This window comes from Cerasicoccus frondis (genome assembly GCA_031296915.1).
Taxonomy (GTDB): domain Bacteria; phylum Verrucomicrobiota; class Verrucomicrobiia; order Opitutales; family Cerasicoccaceae; genus Cerasicoccus; species Cerasicoccus frondis.
In genome coordinates, this window is sequence record JAVDPC010000043.1 from 1 (window position 1) to 16541 (window position 16541).

General features: G+C 54.1%; 27 protein-coding genes and 1 tRNA gene. 19 read left to right on the top strand and 9 right to left on the bottom strand.

Annotated features, from left to right (window positions below):
* Positions 1-427 precede the first annotated feature (427 nt).
* Positions 428-504, top strand: a tRNA-Ile gene (locus RBB63_RS21980).
* Positions 505-642: 138 nt separating this feature from the next.
* A complete protein-coding gene (locus RBB63_RS21985) occupies positions 643-1833 on the top strand; it encodes a tyrosine-type recombinase/integrase (RefSeq protein WP_309387457.1) in 1191 nt (396 codons plus the stop codon).
* Between the two features lies 1 nt (position 1834).
* On the opposite strand, the gene RBB63_RS21990 is transcribed toward RBB63_RS21985, so the two are convergent.
* Genes RBB63_RS21990 through RBB63_RS22000 form a run of 3 tightly spaced genes read right to left on the bottom strand, consistent with a single transcriptional unit; the run spans position 1835 to position 3319 of the window.
* The gene (locus RBB63_RS21990; protein ID WP_309387459.1) at positions 1835-2380 is read right to left on the bottom strand and encodes a hypothetical protein; all 546 of its coding nucleotides are present in this window, start codon (positions 2378-2380) and stop codon (positions 1835-1837) included.
* Entirely contained in the window at positions 2377-2688 is a 312-nt protein-coding gene (locus RBB63_RS21995) for a helix-turn-helix transcriptional regulator (protein ID WP_309387460.1), read from the bottom strand. Before RBB63_RS21995 ends, RBB63_RS21990 begins: the two co-directional genes overlap by 4 nt.
* 52 nt (positions 2689-2740) lie before the next feature.
* Positions 2741-3319: a hypothetical protein gene (locus RBB63_RS22000; protein WP_309387461.1), complete on the bottom strand. Its 579-nt coding sequence runs from the start codon at positions 3317-3319 to the stop codon at positions 2741-2743.
* 218 nt (positions 3320-3537) lie between these two features.
* Here RBB63_RS22000 and RBB63_RS22005 point away from each other — a divergent pair, with 218 nt between their 5' ends.
* The gene (locus RBB63_RS22005; protein WP_309387463.1) at positions 3538-4044 is read left to right on the top strand and encodes a hypothetical protein; all 507 of its coding nucleotides are present in this window, start codon (positions 3538-3540) and stop codon (positions 4042-4044) included.
* Between the two features lie 64 nt (positions 4045-4108).
* On the opposite strand, the gene RBB63_RS22010 is transcribed toward RBB63_RS22005, so the two are convergent.
* Positions 4109-4795 (bottom strand): S24 family peptidase, encoded by a 687-nt coding sequence (locus RBB63_RS22010; protein ID WP_309387465.1) that lies wholly within the window; start codon positions 4793-4795, stop codon positions 4109-4111.
* 91 nt (positions 4796-4886) lie between these two features.
* Between RBB63_RS22010 and RBB63_RS22015 the strand changes: the two genes are divergently transcribed.
* The 13 genes from RBB63_RS22015 (at position 4887) to RBB63_RS22075 (ending at position 10662) form a co-directional block, all read left to right on the top strand.
* Positions 4887-5114, top strand: a complete 228-nt coding sequence (locus RBB63_RS22015; RefSeq protein ID WP_309387467.1) for a ribbon-helix-helix domain-containing protein — start codon at positions 4887-4889, stop codon at positions 5112-5114.
* A gap of 2 nt (positions 5115-5116) precedes the next feature.
* Complete coding sequence (locus RBB63_RS22020) at positions 5117-5380, top strand: hypothetical protein (RefSeq protein ID WP_309387468.1); 264 nt, start codon at positions 5117-5119, stop codon at positions 5378-5380.
* Position 5381: 1 nt separating this feature from the next.
* A complete protein-coding gene (locus tag RBB63_RS22025) occupies positions 5382-5585 on the top strand; it encodes a hypothetical protein (RefSeq protein ID WP_309387469.1) in 204 nt (67 codons plus the stop codon).
* Complete coding sequence (locus RBB63_RS22030) at positions 5572-5748, top strand: hypothetical protein (RefSeq protein ID WP_309387471.1); 177 nt, start codon at positions 5572-5574, stop codon at positions 5746-5748. The genes RBB63_RS22025 and RBB63_RS22030 overlap by 14 nt, the downstream gene beginning before the upstream one ends.
* A 52-nt stretch (positions 5749-5800) precedes the next feature.
* A complete protein-coding gene (locus tag RBB63_RS22035; RefSeq protein WP_309387473.1) occupies positions 5801-6040 on the top strand; it encodes a hypothetical protein in 240 nt (79 codons plus the stop codon).
* A gap of 107 nt (positions 6041-6147) precedes the next feature.
* Positions 6148-6951, top strand: a complete 804-nt coding sequence (locus RBB63_RS22040) for a PD-(D/E)XK nuclease-like domain-containing protein (RefSeq protein ID WP_309387474.1) — start codon at positions 6148-6150, stop codon at positions 6949-6951.
* Positions 6952-7137, top strand: coding sequence for a hypothetical protein (locus RBB63_RS22045; RefSeq protein ID WP_309387475.1), 186 nt, complete (start codon positions 6952-6954; stop codon positions 7135-7137).
* Positions 7134-7538 (top strand): hypothetical protein, encoded by a 405-nt coding sequence (locus tag RBB63_RS22050; RefSeq protein ID WP_309387476.1) that lies wholly within the window; start codon positions 7134-7136, stop codon positions 7536-7538. The genes RBB63_RS22045 and RBB63_RS22050 overlap by 4 nt, the downstream gene beginning before the upstream one ends.
* 132 nt (positions 7539-7670) lie before the next feature.
* The gene (locus RBB63_RS22055) at positions 7671-8129 is read left to right on the top strand and encodes a hypothetical protein (protein WP_309387477.1); all 459 of its coding nucleotides are present in this window, start codon (positions 7671-7673) and stop codon (positions 8127-8129) included.
* Positions 8119-9216: a hypothetical protein gene (locus tag RBB63_RS22060; protein WP_309387478.1), complete on the top strand. Its 1098-nt coding sequence runs from the start codon at positions 8119-8121 to the stop codon at positions 9214-9216. The genes RBB63_RS22055 and RBB63_RS22060 overlap by 11 nt, the downstream gene beginning before the upstream one ends.
* On the top strand, positions 9216-9452 hold the full coding sequence (locus RBB63_RS22065; protein WP_309387479.1) for a hypothetical protein: 237 nt from the start codon (positions 9216-9218) through the stop codon (positions 9450-9452). Before RBB63_RS22060 ends, RBB63_RS22065 begins: the two co-directional genes overlap by 1 nt.
* A gap of 2 nt (positions 9453-9454) precedes the next feature.
* On the top strand, positions 9455-10126 hold the full coding sequence (locus RBB63_RS22070) for an ATP-binding protein (protein ID WP_309387481.1): 672 nt from the start codon (positions 9455-9457) through the stop codon (positions 10124-10126).
* Positions 10123-10662: a YfbR-like 5'-deoxynucleotidase gene (locus RBB63_RS22075; RefSeq protein WP_309387483.1), complete on the top strand. Its 540-nt coding sequence runs from the start codon at positions 10123-10125 to the stop codon at positions 10660-10662. Before RBB63_RS22070 ends, RBB63_RS22075 begins: the two co-directional genes overlap by 4 nt.
* An 8-nt stretch (positions 10663-10670) precedes the next feature.
* On the opposite strand, the gene RBB63_RS22080 is transcribed toward RBB63_RS22075, so the two are convergent.
* From RBB63_RS22080 to RBB63_RS22090, 3 genes are all read right to left on the bottom strand, one after another.
* Positions 10671-11993 (bottom strand): KAP family P-loop NTPase fold protein, encoded by a 1323-nt coding sequence (locus RBB63_RS22080; protein ID WP_309387484.1) that lies wholly within the window; start codon positions 11991-11993, stop codon positions 10671-10673.
* 291 nt (positions 11994-12284) lie between these two features.
* The gene (locus RBB63_RS22085) at positions 12285-12761 is read right to left on the bottom strand and encodes a hypothetical protein (RefSeq protein ID WP_309387487.1); all 477 of its coding nucleotides are present in this window, start codon (positions 12759-12761) and stop codon (positions 12285-12287) included.
* A 2-nt stretch (positions 12762-12763) separates the two neighbouring features.
* Positions 12764-13876, bottom strand: coding sequence for a pentapeptide repeat-containing protein (locus RBB63_RS22090; protein ID WP_309387488.1), 1113 nt, complete (start codon positions 13874-13876; stop codon positions 12764-12766).
* Between the two features lie 64 nt (positions 13877-13940).
* Between RBB63_RS22090 and RBB63_RS22095 the strand changes: the two genes are divergently transcribed.
* Complete coding sequence (locus RBB63_RS22095; protein WP_309387489.1) at positions 13941-14804, top strand: hypothetical protein; 864 nt, start codon at positions 13941-13943, stop codon at positions 14802-14804.
* Positions 14696-15193: a hypothetical protein gene (locus tag RBB63_RS22100; protein ID WP_309387491.1), complete on the top strand. Its 498-nt coding sequence runs from the start codon at positions 14696-14698 to the stop codon at positions 15191-15193. The genes RBB63_RS22095 and RBB63_RS22100 overlap by 109 nt, the downstream gene beginning before the upstream one ends.
* 2 nt (positions 15194-15195) lie before the next feature.
* Here RBB63_RS22100 and RBB63_RS22105 read toward each other — a convergent pair whose 3' ends face one another.
* Both RBB63_RS22105 and RBB63_RS22110 read right to left on the bottom strand, forming a co-directional pair.
* Positions 15196-15786 carry a hypothetical protein gene (locus tag RBB63_RS22105; protein WP_309387492.1) on the bottom strand — a complete coding sequence of 197 codons (591 nt, stop codon included), beginning with the start codon at positions 15784-15786 and terminating at the stop codon, positions 15196-15198.
* 63 nt (positions 15787-15849) lie between these two features.
* On the bottom strand, positions 15850-16092 hold the full coding sequence (locus RBB63_RS22110) for a hypothetical protein (protein ID WP_309387493.1): 243 nt from the start codon (positions 16090-16092) through the stop codon (positions 15850-15852).
* Positions 16093-16178: 86 nt separating this feature from the next.
* Between RBB63_RS22110 and RBB63_RS22115 the strand changes: the two genes are divergently transcribed.
* The gene (locus RBB63_RS22115; RefSeq protein ID WP_309387495.1) at positions 16179-16490 is read left to right on the top strand and encodes an HNH endonuclease signature motif containing protein; all 312 of its coding nucleotides are present in this window, start codon (positions 16179-16181) and stop codon (positions 16488-16490) included.
* The last annotated feature ends 51 nt before the right edge of the window (positions 16491-16541 follow it).

Sequence of the window (16541 nt, forward strand, 5' to 3'; positions counted from 1 at the left end):
TTCAATCACGGGCTTCCAGCCCGCTCAATCAAAGCCGCCTTGCGCTGCATCCAATCTCTACCCCACCTGACTCGGCCTATCTAGATGAAAAGTGCTCTAGGCGTTTAAGCGAATATGCCGCGATTCAACGTTCAGATCTGCGAGCTTGCCTTTCGGCGAGATTTTTCAATCTGCATTAGGTGTACTTTCGGTCTTGTGTCCTCAGAGACTTTTTGATTTCTCTACCGTTTATTTTAATCCAAGCGTAATAAGCTTTCTTCGGTGTATAGCGGTAAAGACATTCAGCAAACTGGACAAAATCAGGTCTCTCAGGCTCGGTTTTGTTTGGATCTGCCATGCCCAAGTGCTCCGGGTAACCAAATCGGGGTGCTCCGGGTGCAGTCTCTGCCAGCCAAATCTTGCTTAAGCTGTTTGTATTGAATACTTTGGGCCTGTAGCTCAGTTGGTTAGAGCAGGGGACTCATAATCCCTTGGTCCTCGGTTCAAGTCCGAGTGGGCCCACCAAGTAAATGAGCGGTTTAAAGTCCTATTTTCCTGTAATCCAGTGGTTTAGGGCTTTTTTGTGCCTATCGTACAGTTGCATGCGATTGAAAGATATTGCCAAGTGGTTTTCGGATTGGCAACATTTCTGGCAACATTTCAATGGACGCTATCGAACTCGAAATCTTGCCTTGGGCGCACCCAAAAACAGGGACGCAGGCGTATCGTGTGAGTGGCTATATACGCGATGAGCGTGTCGCTGAAAAGCTCAAGATTAAGCTGCCAGCAAACTGCCGGGTGCGGAAGAATTTCAAGTCCGAAGAAAAGGCCATTGCCTGGGTTCAGGCGGCAGAGTTGCACGCTGGGCGAAAGCGCCCGAAGGGTTCGGTTCGGACCTGGGTTAAGCAAGCGGACATCGAATGGCTGGAAGCGGCGGTGAATGAGCTGGGCGATGCGGAGCAGGTATACCATGCGGCGATGAAATACCGTAAGGAGCTGCAGGGCTTGCAGTGCGTCGAGTCGCTGGACTCACTCATTGAGCAATATCTGGCGACGAAGCGCAATCCGGACGGGCCGCACGTATCCCGGACGCGCAACCGCCTTAAGCAAGCTGCGAAGGCCAAGAACCTCGTTAGCGTGCCTGATTTGATGTCCGATGGGCTTACTGGATGGTTGACCCGCCCCAAGGTTAGCGGAACGAATTTGCGCAACGATTGGATTGCCTGGCATGGCTTTTGTGAGTGGTTGCTGGCGCGCAACATCCTCACACGGAATCCTGTAAAGCTGATCGCTCGCCCGCGCAAGGATACGCCGCCGCCGCGCTCTTTAACGAATGATGAATTTGCGCGCCTGATCAAGTTGGCGGAAAAGAGCAAACTGGCGCGCTACCTGGCGCCCTATTATCGCGTGTGCGCCATGGCTGGCTTGCGGCCTCAATCGGAATGGCCGCACATTTCTTGGGATTCGGTCGTGCTTGATGCGGTGCCCGAACACCGATGCATCAAGGTGGTGCGCCAGAAAAACGCACAGTCTGAGCGCTACGTGCGCATTTTCCAGTCACTGGAAACCGCAATGCGGCAATGGAAAAAGCGCGGTTGGCCAATCGGCGGCTTTGACTTATGGGGCAACTTGCCGCTGGAGCGCGAGCTGCGCCGTGAGCACGATGCGTTATTGTTGGCGGCTGCAATTGACTGGCAGGCGGATATCTTGCGCCATACCTACGCCTCAAACGCCATGCACCATTTTACGAAGTCCGAGCTAAAAGACCAAATGGGGACGCAGGAGTCGACGATTGCTCGCTATTACATCCATCCCAAGCCGCCGGAGTTGCGGGCGGCGTTTTGGGAAGCTTGATCTAAACGCCCTTAAAGAAGCTGGAGAAGATTTTCAGAATTGGGCCGGTCACGTAGCAGCAATACAGCGCATTCACAATTATACAGGCCCAACGCCATCCAAAGATCAACTTAAGCAACGCTCTATCGCCCTTACTCTTTGCCTCTGCAAACGACTCCAACTGATCCATTCTCAGGTCATCACGGGCAAAATTCCATTGGCCTTCTCGATACTTTCGCGGGAAAATATATTCTAAAAGGTGCAATGATATTTTAACCTTCTTTAAGTCGTGGATGATCGCTGCTGGAAGTAGTCGCATTAATGCTGCAAAGTCTTTTCTGACTTTCAGTTCTTCTGCCAAATTAGCTCGAACCGAAGCTTCGACTTCATTTAATTCTGCCCTTTTGTCTGCACAATATTTAGGAGTGTATAAATGTGGGTCTATCCCCTCTTTTTCCATGAAGTCAATGTGCGACCTCATGGATCTTATCTTTTCGAGGCTTTGCTCGCTTTTATTGGTGCGAAGGTAGGCCGCCACCAAAATACATTCCTTTAGCAGCTTAATCACGATAGCACCCCTCCCAGGTTCGAGTTTGCATAGAAAGAGTGGGTTTCGCGCATTGCACGTTCGCCTTCACCGGTGAGCCAATAGATTTTCTCTTTGAGGCGATTCTCTCCGAGGTCGATTTCTTCGACCTTGCTCTTCACGAGCTTTGCGTCTTCTAAGCGCGCCATTAGTTGGTAGAACGCTGGGCCTTGCTTTTTGACGTTTTTCTCGTCTTTGAGCAACTTGCGCAAGTCACGACCCTTTAGCTCTTTGGAACCCAGGCAGTCCAGCACAGCAAATTGCAAATGGCTAAGGTTTGGTATTTTCATGTAACTAGTAATGCTGAATTACTAGTAATGTGCAAGTCTAAAATAAGCCCTCCTAGTGGTGTGCTGAGAATTCGTCATCCCTTAAATCTCTTCGTGCGTCACGATACTTTACAAAGGATATTTTCAGTTTAATTTCGCCGTATCCTTTGAATTTAGGGGTAATCGGCTTACCTGGAGTGCCCCATACAGTGTAGACTTTATGATCATTGAACGGCTCCCATCTTTTGCCAAACCAAACCTCAGTAACCCTGTCAGTCCAGCCAACTATTTCAATCTCATCCTCGGCGAAAACTCGCAATTGCCTCTTGATTGGAACCGACAGATCTACAACTGGGTGAATGGACTCTGGAAAGGTTTTCTCTGCTAATTCATACAAACGCTCATTTTCTACGTTTTGTATCTGGACATCATTACCAGTAATGACGGTCGAATTGCTGATCGAAGCTTCATCGCCAATGCTCTGATTAATTGTTGCTGAATATGGTTCCGCTCCGGATTCATCGCTCTCCGAGCCCTTAAAAACAGATGGAGCTATGGTTATTAGAGCGACTAGCACCGCTCCAGCTGTGGAAATCAACGTAAGCTTAATGCCGAGGGAGTTGTCCGTTGGTTCTTTTCGTTTCTTGGTCATGACAGTGCTAGTTAATTATATCTATTTTGAGCCAGTAATACTCAATCACCGCCTTGGCGCGGGCGATGTGGTGCTCGTCGGCGGGGGTCCTCGCTGATCAGGATGATGCCGGTGCGCTTTTGGGTGAGCATGGCGTAGTGCAGTTGTTTGAGGAGGATGTTTGATTTGCAAGTTTTATTTGGACATTTATAATCACATTTGCATTGTGTTGCTTTATCATGAAATACATACTCCTTCTGCTGATCGGCTCAACAACTGCATTTGGAATGGTTGGGCAAAGCTTCCAAGATATGGTTCGCCAGTTCGGAAAGCCGGATGAATTCAATAAGGCGGAACAGGTCGCAACTTGGTATTTTGACGCTAAGGGCTTTAAGCTTGAAGCGACATTCAACAATCAAGGCTTATGTGGTCAGGAATTCTATAGTGCGCTGGTAAAGGATCAGGCATCTGCTTTGCGACTGAATCAGCTTGATGAGGCTGTGAAGGTTCAAATACCAAGGGTAGAGTGGAAACAGGTGCGCAGTGATCGTGATGCTGATTTCGCTGGATTGGACGCGTCGCCATCTGACTCCAACACCGAAATTTACCTTAGCCCAGTTACGAGCAAGGGGCGCCTTGCTCTGGTGAAGATTCGAGAGAATGACAACCCAAACAATGTGGAGGTCGCTAAGATCAACATCTTAATGGAAAGCTTTACCAGGAATAGGCAGCAGGGGAATTATTAGAGCGAGCAAGTCGATTTTTCAGCCTGTCGAGCCAGCTTGGTATTTGCCCGACTGCATGGGCAGGTTATGTTTCCGGCTGATTGTCTGGGTCATACCAGCCTAGTAACTGGGTGTCACGTTTCACGACACGCTCCGGGTAGTCGGGATTGTCAGATTCCAGGATGCCCACGCGCGGACGTTTGGAGTTGGGGGAGCTGAGCAAGTATTGTTCGCTCTCATCCAGCGCCTTGTTTTCCTCGATTTCCTCGGGGGTGGCGTCACGGCGATTGTAGCGCTTGAGCACGCGTTCTCCCTCGATCATCACGCAATAAATATCGCCCTTCTTGGGTAGGTGGCTGCGTGTCCAGCGCTCTTTCTTGAGCATGATAATTGTGGAGCCGTCTTTGATTTCCGGCTCCATCGAGTTGCCAATGACGCGAACGGCAAAGTAATCGTCGCCGTAATTGCGCTGAAACTGGGCTTCGAATTCATCGCCATCGGTTGGCGATCCCGCCGCCGCCGCATAGCAGGGCAGGGTGTGCCACTCTTCGGTGTCGGGAAAATGGATGACACGCGTGCTGGTCGACGTAGCGGGCGCGGGTTGCGCGATGGATAGACCTTTCAGGGCGGGGCAGCCGTCTGCCTCCCAGTCTTCTAAAATCCGCTTAATGAAGGGACCAGGCTTCATGCGGTGCGCGAGCGCAGCAGCTTCCAGTTTTCCCAGAAGCGGTTGGGTGATGTGAACACCGATGGTCTTATAGTCTTTGGCCATAATGGTCTACTGTTATCATGATTCTTAAGAAATTAAAGATTATTTAGAAAAATATTGACCGAATTTAATTCTTAGTTTTCTTAAGAAACTTATGAAAACAAAGATTGCGCCATCCAAGACCATAGGCGTTCACCTCAAATCTCCCTTGGCCTCCAAAATCGAGGCAATCGCCGCCAAAGACCGCCGCAGTGTTTCGTCCGTTGTCGCGATGATCATTGAAGATCGTCTTTCCGGTGACCGCGAACTCACTAGCCCGCCCGCCATCGACGGTCCCAAGGGAGGCAACTTCGCCAGCATTCAACCCAAGGAGGGGAACTAGCCATGAGCCACATCCCACCCATGCCCAGCACCCAGCTCTGCGAATCACTCGCTGGCCTGATGGCTCGCGCTGGGTTTGAAACCTTCGAGCAGGCCGCCGAGTACTGCGAGCAACGCGCCGTGAAAAGCGCTGCCAAAGGCGAGCACGCGTTTGCCCACGATTGGCAACGCCGCGCCGACGCCGCCCGTCAAATAATTTCCCGCACCAAGGCGCTCATCAACGCCATGTTGCCCGCCAGCGAACTACTTCACCAGGAGGCCGCCTGAAATGAAAGACACCCTCATCACCATCTATTGCGTCATGATGGGCATCATCGCAGCAGGGCTGCTTTACGTGACCGTGCGCGGACTGATCGCCTACCAATTCGAGATGAGCCGCAACCAACGGCTGAACGCCCAAAACGACTTTATCAAAAAGCAGCTGCAGGCTGCGCAACAGCGGGGAACCGCATTTCATCATGAGCACCGCTGAACCACCAACCGAATCCTCGGAGGACGAGCTTTTGCGTGAATTCGAGGCCACTCTTAGAGCCCTAACCGAGCGCACCATCGAGCGTCTGCACGCGCAGATGGATGCCGCCGCCGAACAAATTTCTGCGGGGTTACACCCGCTTGTGTCGTCAGTTAGCAGCTAGAACATGGGTCGCCTGTCAGGGACGGCGGGCGGCCCTTCACTTTCAATCATCCATGCTTTCACCCGCCGAACAGTCAGTCGAGTTGCTACATGCGCTCATGGCCAAGCTGGACCGCTTGGAGCAGCGAGCCAGCCGGTTTCAGCCAGACTTGCGCAACACTCGGGAAGTGGCGGAGGAACTTGGATTCAAGCACCAAGCGAATTTCTACACCTTCTGCCGCCGCAACAAGATCAAGTGCGCCGCTGGGCTGGTTGACGTCAACCAGGTCTACGCCGTGTGGAAGACTGATTAGAGCGACATTTTTAAACACAGATCCGCCTCCAGCGGGCTCAGGCATGATCAGGATCGGGACTAGTCCAGCTACCAAGCAAACCCAACTTATTTAAAACAAGAAACATTATGGAACCAGGAATATACCCAAACCTCACTTACGAGGAATACGACGCAATCGACGCCTTTCGCAGCGGCGAACTGCGCACCGCCTGCCTGCATGGGCTGCGCGCCTACAAACGCAAACGCATGAAGCCTGAGGGCAAAAAATATTGCTTCGACTTTGGCCGCGCCTTTCACGCCCAGATGGAGCCCGGCATTCCTGACATCATCGAAGGGCCCAAAACGCCTTACTCGAAAGAGTGGAATACGTTGCAGCGCAAGAACCCCGAGGCGACCATCATCAAGCAGGGGGAGTTGGCGCTCGTTGAGGCAATGCGCAGGGCGGTGTCCGAGCACCCCAGCGCACGGAGCCTTTACGAAGGTGTCGAAACCGAAGTAACCATCGTCTGGATTTGCCCGGCAACGAAGCAAAAGCTCAAGGCGCGCATTGACCAAACGTGCCAGACGGCGGTTGTCGACTGGAAGACGGCACGCGATGTTCACCCGCGCAAAATCCGCTACGAAATCCGTGATAAAGGCTACGATATACAAGCCGCGATGATCCGCGACGGGCTTTCGGCGCTGGGCATGTCCGAGCGCTATCACTCAGGCATTTTCAATGTGTTTGTGGAAAAGGAAACCGTGCTGCCCGATGTGGTGGTCTATAAATACAAGCCCGCCGAACTCTCCGACGCAAGCGAGCGCTACCGCAACGCGATCACCGCGATCCTGCAGGCGCAAGCAACCGGCTTCTGGCCCGGCATCCACGACGAGATTCTGGAAACGGATCGCTTCGACGAAGAATTCGAAAGCTTCGGGGAGGTGGCCTAGATGAGCACGGTAAAAGTCATTGCAACCAAAGGCGGTGAATGCCGATCCATGCTTTGCGAAAGTGAAGCCCAAGCCAACGCCGTGGTGTTCACGCTACAGCAAGGCGGCATTCAGGCGGGCATTGATAGGGTGTCCGATCCCTTTGATTTGTTTCGCAACATCTTCAACGGAAAGGCCGCCCAATGAGCACGCCACTCCTATATGCCATCGATCTGAGCTACGATGAAAGCGGGGCCAAGAAAAGCCCCAAGGTGACCATCGAGCGCATTACGCTGCCTGGCGAAATCGTCCGCGAAAACAAGCAGGCTACCACGGGGCCGGTTGTCCACTTTAAGGGCGCCAAAAAAGCCTTGGAACTCTGCAAAACCAATCAGGCGTTTATCCGCCTGGCCTGCGGGCTGCCAATTGATGCGCCCATCGAAGAGTGTATCGGCAAAGAGGTGCAGTTGACAGTGCGCTTTGTGCTGGGCATCGGCAACGAAGTCGGGCCAGCCGTCCGCGTGGTGGTCAGCGATCCGGCGCTGATTCCGTTTAAATTCAAGAACCCGCGATCCATGGGCAAGTTGAAGCCCTGGACGCACAAATAACAATTTGGGCTGGGATGGTTTCGAGTCCCGTTCAAGAGCGGCCCACAAATGCGCTACCAACGGGAGCCAATGCAGAGCAATGCATCAAGCCAGTGGGAGGCTGGCGCCACTTTAAAAAACCAAGAAAAACCGATGAGCAAAAAAGTAGAAATCGACCTCGCCAAAATGGTGATGACACGGAACGGGCTCGATACCCGCACCGTTGCCCAGATTATTGAAGACATCAATCTGGAGCTCGCCGCGCAAAGCGACGAAGAGGACAAGCCGCCGCCCGTCAAAAAGCAACACGTGATCATGGTCAGTGATCCCGAGGGCAAGCTCGAAGGCCTCGACCCCGTGGGCTGGGTACTGCAAATCCCCGAAGAGGATTCCGTTTACGTGACCGAGGAACGCCTGTTCCGCTGCGCCTACGATTACAACCAATCGAAAAAGGGCCGTCGCATGCCGGTGAAGACCATTGCGGAAGTCTGCGAGCACGTGCCCGCCCGCATCGCGAAAGAGCAAAAGGTTTGGATCAAGAATAAGGAGCCCGTCTTGATTCTGCGCACGAGCAACAAGGTTCCAATGGAGGCGAACGATCATGCGGTTTAACTGTCCTGCCAACGAACTGAAGGACGCCTTGGCCGTGGTGGCTGGGGCGGTCAATGACCGCGCGTCCTTGCCCATGCTGGCGTGTGTGCTGATCGAAGCCAGCGGGCAGGGAATCCGCCTGACGGGCAACAATCTGAACATGGTCATTACGCATACTTTGCATTGCAAAGTTGAGCGCGAGGGCGCAATTGGCCTGCCGCTCAAAAAGCTGATGACTGCCGTTTCCTCGCTGGGCGCCCAAGACGTGGAGCTGCTTGCGCTCAACGATACGCAGGCCCGCATTGCTTCGGGCGATTTTACCTACACGGCTTCCGGCGTGGCGGCGGAAGAGATGCCCAAGGTCATGGCTCGCGCCGATGACTTCCGCTGCGAGTTTGCCACGGTCGACCTGCTGCGCGCCTTGAAATTCCTACGGCCCATCGAGTGCCACAACGAAGCGTTCTACAATCGCTGCGGCATCAGCTTTTTGTTTACCGCCGATGGCGTGGAGCTGGCGGCGATCAACGGGCCGGGCCATCACTTTGGCAAAGCCAACTTCGCCTGCAAAACCACGACGCCAGTGGGCCGGAAATTCTTTTTGCCCATCTATGCGGCGGATCAATTGCGGCGCCTGGACATTGGCGAGCAAGCAATCCATGTGGCGTGGGGCGAGGCGTGCATTCACTTCGACTTTGGCGCCACGCAGATGACGACCAAGCTCGTCTCCGCCGAATTCCCCGACTACACGAAGCTGCTGGAGCGGCACTTGAAGCGCGAGCCATTCACCCGCGTGCAGCGCAGCGAGCTAAAGGAGCTGATCGACCGCGTGACCGTCGCCGGAACCATTCTCGGGCTGCGCGCCAGCCAGCGCGGCATCTACCTGCATTGCCGTTCGCAGGAGTCGGGCGATTCCCGCGACCACCTGCCGTTTGAGCAGGCGGCGCCTGACCGGGCCGAAGCGGAAATCTGGATGGAAGCCAAGTATCCGCTGGGCACGTTGAGCGCCATCGACGAAGACGAAATCGAGGTGTTCATGGAAACTGCGCAGCCGCTGCTCATCCGCACGCCGCATTGCTTTAGCTTGATCATGGGAAGGGGGGCCAACTGATGGCGCTACCTCGCATTGTCACGAAAGCCGAACTCGGCAAGCGGGCATTGGTCCGCGTAAAAGGCCGCCTCTACGAAGGCGAAATCGAAGAGCTGGCGCCGTCGGGCGAATTCTTCCTGCACAATGGTCAATGGCTCGACAACAAGCCCGGCCAAGTGCTGGAGCTTCTGCCGCCCCGAAAGGTCGATGGCAAGCCCACCCGCGCCAATCCACTCAAGAAGAAAGGAGGGAAGTAGTTATGCTACCGTGTGAATTTAAGCCGCACAATGCGACGGACTTTATCGGGCCGTCGATGCAGATTGCCTCGCTGCTCGTCAACCGCGCGCGTGCGATGCGCAACAACCACGAAGCGCGCCTGAAAATCCTGCTGCATGGAGATCCGGGCAACGGGAAAACGGAAATCGCCAAGCTCGTGGCCCGTACGCTCGTATCGGAGCAGAATGCCGATGTGTGCATCGAAAAGCACAATGGCCGCGCGGTGAATCTGGCCCGCGTGCATGACTGGATGCAGAGCATGCGTGGCTCCATCTTTGACGGTTGGCTGGTGCTGGTGGTTGACGAGTTGGACTTGATTACCCGTGAGGCGCAGGACGCTCTTTTGACACTGCTAGACGACCTGCCGGGGCGACGTGCGTTTATCGGCACTTCCAATCAGGAGCTACAACAACTCACGGATCGCTTTCAAACGCGTTTTCAGCATTTCGATGTCGAAAGCCCCTCAGACAGGGAAATCGCTACCTTTCTGCGTAAGCACTGGAGTGACAGTTTAAGCGCAGACGACATTGACGAAATTGTCGATGGCGCCAATGGCAACGTTCGCGCCGCCCTGATGGATGCGCAAACCTACTGCGACCTGAAGGCGATGGACGCCGCCGCAGTCGAGGACTCGGAAACGGAGGCTTTTCTATGAGGCCGGATATTCTCACGCAGTCGGGGCACTACTTTAATTTCCTGCAGCCGGAGCAGTCCGCGTTCGGCATTGAAGACATTGCACATGCGCTGGCGCACGTTTGCCGGTTTGCCGGGCACTGCGTTGGCTTTTACTCGGTCGCTCAGCACAGCGTGCTCGTGAGCCACGTGGTGCCACGTTACCTGGCGCTGGCTGGCCTGCTGCACGATGCGCCGGAAGCCTTCATTGGCGACGTGCCGAAGCCGCTCAAGAACCTGCTGCCCGACTACCGCGCAATTGAAAAGCGCGTGGAAAAGGCGGTGCTCACGCGCTTCGGCCTGAACGGCATCCCGCTGCCTGTGAAAAAGGCAGACTTGATTCTGCTGGCCACGGAGCAACGCGACCTCATGCCCATGCATGACGACGAATGGCCGATACTGGAGCACATCCAACCGCTGGAATCGAAAATCACGCCCTGGAAACCCGAAACAGCCAAGACGATGTTCTTGGCGCGCTTTAAGGAGCTGAACGGTGGCTACTTTGACGAAATGGCATGAGCTATCAATTACGAACCTGTAGATGGCTCAACCATGTTGAAGCCTTCGGCGAAGTAGAGGGCGCGGGCAAATCTTACTGGGGTGAGCTTACTTGTAGGGAACTTGCCTATGTTGGATTGTATCGTTCGAAAGATTATCCCTTGGGAATTTCTTACATCAAGGTTCCAATTTTCGTATTCAGCTTCGAGCTCTTGCCAAAAGAGGTAACTAATTGGGGAGCCCGGTTGAAGACCAAGCATACCTTCGAAGTTCTTGATGTTTTTGGACGGCTGTTGCTGCGGGGCATTCAGAAAATCATTGAGCCTTTTACTATATGGACCTCGATCAATAAGCGAAAGCAATACAGACAGGTATACGGAATATTTGTTAGGATACCCTATAGATGCATAAACAATTTTGGTTTTCATCACCAATTGCCGAATATCGCGCAGTCGAAGGTCATACTCGGCGTCGCTATTCAGCGTTTCGCAGCCTCTGCCAAAAACGTCACTGAGGCCTTCAAGGCTTTCCTCATCTACAATATTAGCATCAACTTGCGGTTTGAAGGTCAGCTTGAGACAGAGTTTTGCAAAATTAGCAATGTCTCCTTTAGGAAGTGGGTATTCTACGTCGTAAAAGCGATTCAGGTAGCGTTCTGCATCTATGCCTTCACCAAAGGCGCCACGGACAGTATTGCACAGTTCTTTTTTGTCAACCGATGCAATGACCACCACCCCTTGCGTCTCAAAGAAGTGCTTGATTCGTTCCATGAGGTCGATGGCAAAGCGAGGTTCGCAGCGGTCGAGCTCATCGATGACAAACACCAGTTTTTCAGGTTTCCCTGGGCCAAAAATGTCTCTTATTGCCTTTTGAAGCTGCTCGCGGCATTTGAGCATCAGCTTGTGGTCTTCGAGCAATACTTTGCCGATATCATCCGCAGAATCTTCAATCAGACTAGCGCCATTTATCGACGCTATTCCAAAATTAAAGGATGTGCCTTTGGCAAGTCCAGTGGCCAATTTTTTGATAACACCTTGGGTTTGGGGCTTAAATTTTATTACCTTCTGAATTTCGCTTACAAAGGCAATAAACGGATCGATGGCGAAATCAAGTTTCCAGGCATTGATGTAAACGACCTTGAGTCTGCAGTCTTGTTTGAAGAGCTCAACCATGCGATCAACAAACCACGATTTTCCAGAACCCCACGGGCCGCTGATCATCATACGAAATGGTTCGTCTGTGGACAGGGCAATGTTCCGCAGGTTTTCGGCAATGGCGCGTCTGTTGGGTTTATCTTTTGTTATGGACAACCAGTCATCGTCAAATGGGTCATTGGTGAGATCGTCGGACATATTCGTAAGGGTGGTTTTGTTAGCGGGTTTTATCGCTTCATGGCCGCATGGCAGATGTTATTGAAGCAACATTGCAAGGATAAGATAAGTGAATGCCCTGCGACCATTATATTTCAGCCGCTTGATTGTAATCTAAGCAGTATGCGCGCTATTTGGCATCTCTGGGCTCAGGGGCACATTTCAAGCCTGAAGAAAGCAGCACTAACCCAGCAGCCCGATATTTCGGGGCTGTTGAAGCAGAAGGTGACGGAGGGCGTTTTTCTATGAGAGTTTTAGAAAAATATAGGATTTCTAACCGAGGATGCGGCGGATTACTTCGACCAGAATTGAGCCTTTTACAACCCACTTTAGCGCCTCGAAAACAAACTTTGCTCCTTCCTCGCCAGAGGTCTCAAAGAACTTCGTCCAAAACTTCTCTGCAAGGTCGCCAGCTTGTTCGCGCAGGCTCTTCTTCGCGGCCTCAGCAGGGGTTTCATTCGCTTGCTTTTTTAGCTCGGGCGGGGGCTTGCTCTGCTGATCGTAAAGCCGTTGATCGATATTGCCCCGAAGTTTGGCATTTGGCTCCTCTTCAACTTTGGCAGGAAATTCATCTGGTTGGTCGTCGTATTGGTTGCCTAGTGGAATGTAGCCGAGCTTATCGAGCACTGCTTCCAGGCGGGCATCGATGTGTTCGGACAAGTCCTCGATTTGATTATCCAGAATTTCCTGTTCGCCAGGCTGATCAACCCTATTGGCGATCCGAATTACAATGTAGCGTTCGGAGGCCATGGTTAGAAGGTTTTCGTGTTCAGGGATTCAGCGGGGACAACGGCGCCAGCGTCAAAGATTTTGATGCCTTGGCCACCTGCTTGGCGGTGTGCGTTGTCGATCAACGCAACCATGTCTTCGATGTATTTTTCTACTTCCTCATCGGGCATGCCTTCAGGGATGCGGAAGCGCAGTTCGTGCGTGGGGGATTGGGTTTCTTGTGTGGAAGATTTTCGAGAATCGCCAGTATCTCTTTTAATTTGACTGAGTTGCAAATCTGTGAGGTGAACCTCGAACAGGTTGGCCTCGCTCAAGTTTGCCTCGATCAAGTTTGCCTCGATCAGACAGGCCCAGTTCAGGTCGGCATTGGTAAGGTCGGCATTGGTCAGGTAGGCCATTCTCAGATTGGCCTTACTCAGGTCGGCCTTGATCAGGTTGGCCTTACTCAGGTCGGCCCCGCTCAGGTTGGCCCCGTTCAAGTTGGCCCCGCTCAGGTTGGCCCCATTCAGGTTGGCCCCGGTCAGGTTGACCCCGTTCAGGTCGGCCCCACTCAGGTTGGCCCCGTTCAGGTTGGCCATGCCCAGTCTGGCCATGCTCAGTTTGGCCTCGCTCAGGTTGGCCCCGTTCAGGTCGGCCCCACTCAGGTCGGCCCCGTTCAGGTCGGCCCCACTCAGGTCGGCCTCGTTCAGGAAGGCCTTGCTCAGGTTGACCCCGTTCAGGTTGGCCATGCTCAGGTTGGTCTCGCTCAGGTCGGCCCCGTTCAGGTCGGCCTTACTCAGATTGACCTCGCTCAGGTTGGCCCCGCTCAGGTTGGCCCCATTCAGGTTGGCCCCGGTCAGGTTGACCCCGTTCAGGTCGGCCCCACTCAGGTCGGCCCCGTTCAGGTAGGCCTCGCTCAAGTTGGCCCCACTCAGGTTGGCCTCGCTCAGGTCGGCCTCGATCAGGTAGGCCTCGCTCAGGTTGGCCCCGCTCAGGTCGGCGTTGCTCAGGTTGGCGTCGATCAGGTAGGCCTTGCTCAGGTTGGCCTTGGTCAAATTTACTGGCTGGAATTTAGAGAGTCCCCGAGTCTCATTGAAGTGAGATACACTTGTTCTGAGCAGCTTTACCCAATCGGCTTTTGTTTGAGGAACTTCCATGGTTTTTACGCGTTGTTAGCGGTTTTATTATGTGAGTTCAAGCATACTATTGGGGGGTTATATCATGCCTAACCGAATTTTGAGAGATTGGACGGACTCGCTGACGGTGGGGGAATTGGCGCCGGAGGCGGAGCGGTTCTTTGTGAGGCTGATTATGAAGGCCGACGATTTTGGGCGTTTTCATGGGGACGAACGATTGCTCAAGGCTGCGCTGTTCCCGCTGTTGACTGACATACGACTGTCGAGTGTCCGTCAATGGCGTGACGAGTGTGTGACGGCTGGCTTGCTGGCCCTCTACCAAGATGAGCGGGAGCGGAAGTTTGTCGAAATCAAGAACTTCAACCAGCGGACGCGGGCGAAGGAGAGCCGTTTTCCCGAGCCTGGCAGTCAATTGGCGGTCAAATGCCCGTCACGTGACAGACATGTGCGCACGGAGACGGAGACGTATACGGAGACGAGAGACGGAGACGGTAAACCCCGCGCGGCGGCGGGGAAGGCGAGCAAGGCTCGCGCCTCTCTCCCGGAGATCAAGGAATTTTGCGACGAGCAGGGGATACCCGAGGCGGACGCGGAATACCTTTACCATCACTGGACGGGCAACGGCTGGATGAACGGCGGCAAGAAGATCAAGGATTGGAAGGCCACGATTCGCGCTTGGGAGGCGGCGGGTTACATGCCGTCGCAGAAGCAGGGGACGCGTCAGGCGAAAGGGGCGGCTGAGGGCGGCGGCGGGAGCAACCACCGTGAGCCGCGTGAGCAGTGGCGGGATTGCGCCAAGGCGTGCTACTCGGCGGAGGCGGACTACTGGGAGCATTTGGGGTGGCCCATTACGCGGATACAGGACGCCCCGAGTTTCTTTGCGCTGCCGGTGACGTTGCGCAACCTGGTGACCAAGCACGCGAAGACGAACCGGATACAGCTATGGTGAACCTGTTGGACAGCTCGGCGGTGGCGCGTTGTGTGGCCTATTACGAAAGCAAGACGGCCAGCGTGCAGACGCCGTTGCAGCGCATTCGGCTGAGTGCGGAGCGGGTGCGGGCCTTGACGGCGGATGCGCGGCCCGTGGAGCCGAAGCCGCGTTTTGGCGTTCCCAAGGGAGTTTGCACGCATCGGCGGAAGCATGACCCGCAGGTGGTGTTGGCGGCGTTGGAGTGGATCGAGCAGCAGCCCGCCCGGTGTGGCGCGGTTGGCGAGGCGGCCAAGCGCTTTGGCGTGCCGCGCGTTACCCTGTCGCGTTATCGAAGTAAGCAGGGGCGCCAGCATGTGGCCGCGCTCAAGCGGGATGCAGAGCGGAGTCAGGAAGGGGGCAAGGCATGAGGTTAGGCGAGTTTAAAGAAGGTGCCTTCGAAGCGATGTGGGCTAGAGCCGACATCAATGTAGAGATATTTAATGGCGATAAACAGAGCTGCCATGCTGTCCATGGCGGTTTTCTGATTTGCCTTTTCAAAGTTCAGGTGCCGGTGGTGCTTCAGCTCATTGTAGGCTGTCCACCAATCTGGCTCTTTGGAGATGTTTTTTTGCACCTGTCCATTGATATTGATTTCTCCAGGAAACCACACGCCCCAAGGCGCAAGCCCTGCGCCCTCCAATCCAATGGCGAGCAGCTTATCTTGGGGTTTGACAGCGGCGAAATGAAAGAGGTCGTATTTGCTGTATATTGCCTCGCTGCGCCCCTTCATGCCTCGGAATTGTTTGTTGGGGTTGCAGCGCTGGGCGAGCAAGCGGGTGACGACATCGATCTCGGCGCCAACGGCGAGGATCAGTTTCAGGTATTGAGTGGAGAATGCGTCAAAGTTCTTTGGATGCACTTCGACGAACGGGATGGTGTTAATGAAATCTTGCTCAAGCGAAAGGAAGTGTTCCTTGAATATGCGGAGATCTCTGGGCTGCAAGTCGGCGGCGTCGTTCATGGAGAGTTTGAATCAAATTGTCATAGGGACTTCAACCAGGAATGCCTGAACCATACAGGGGTGTTAATCGGAGATTGGCCAGTAGCCCTCGTCGGTAAGCTCGACCACCGTGGCCTTGGGAATGCGGGAAGTGCGCAAGAGATCGCGCAAGGCTCGGTCGGCATTGGCCTGGGATTTGAAATCCGTGGCCTGCGCCGAGCGGTCCGTCAGCAGGTTGCGGGTGGTTGTCCAGCCGGTTTCGGCGGTCGGGGAGTTCCTGTCCTGGAAAAGGAATTGCCCGTTGAAGCATTGAATGACGTATCGCATAAGTATTTAAACGAGCACTGGAATAATATTCAGTCAACGCCGAGTGGGGCATTCACTAGAAATTGAAAAATAGGCAGGAATTAATCATGAGCAGAGAAACCAGACTCTACCGCAAAGGCGGGCGTTGGCGTAAGGAAAGGAAGCGCTTCCTAGAGCAGCATCCTGTGTGCGTCATGTGCCCAGAGCACAGCAGACAGCCCGCAACCGTCGTCGACCACATCAAGCCGCACAAGGGCGATGAGGGGCTATTCTGGGACCAGGACAACTGGCAACCGCTTTGCAAGCCATGCCACGACATCCACAAGCAACGCATCGAGAAAGGCAGCGAGATACCGCAGAAAGGCTTGGACGGTTGGCCAGTAGACGAGGGGCAGGGGGAGGGGGGCTCAAATCCCTGAGAGCTGGCAAGGCGTGTCACCGCTCCTGAACCGTCAAAAAATGTGCGCAGT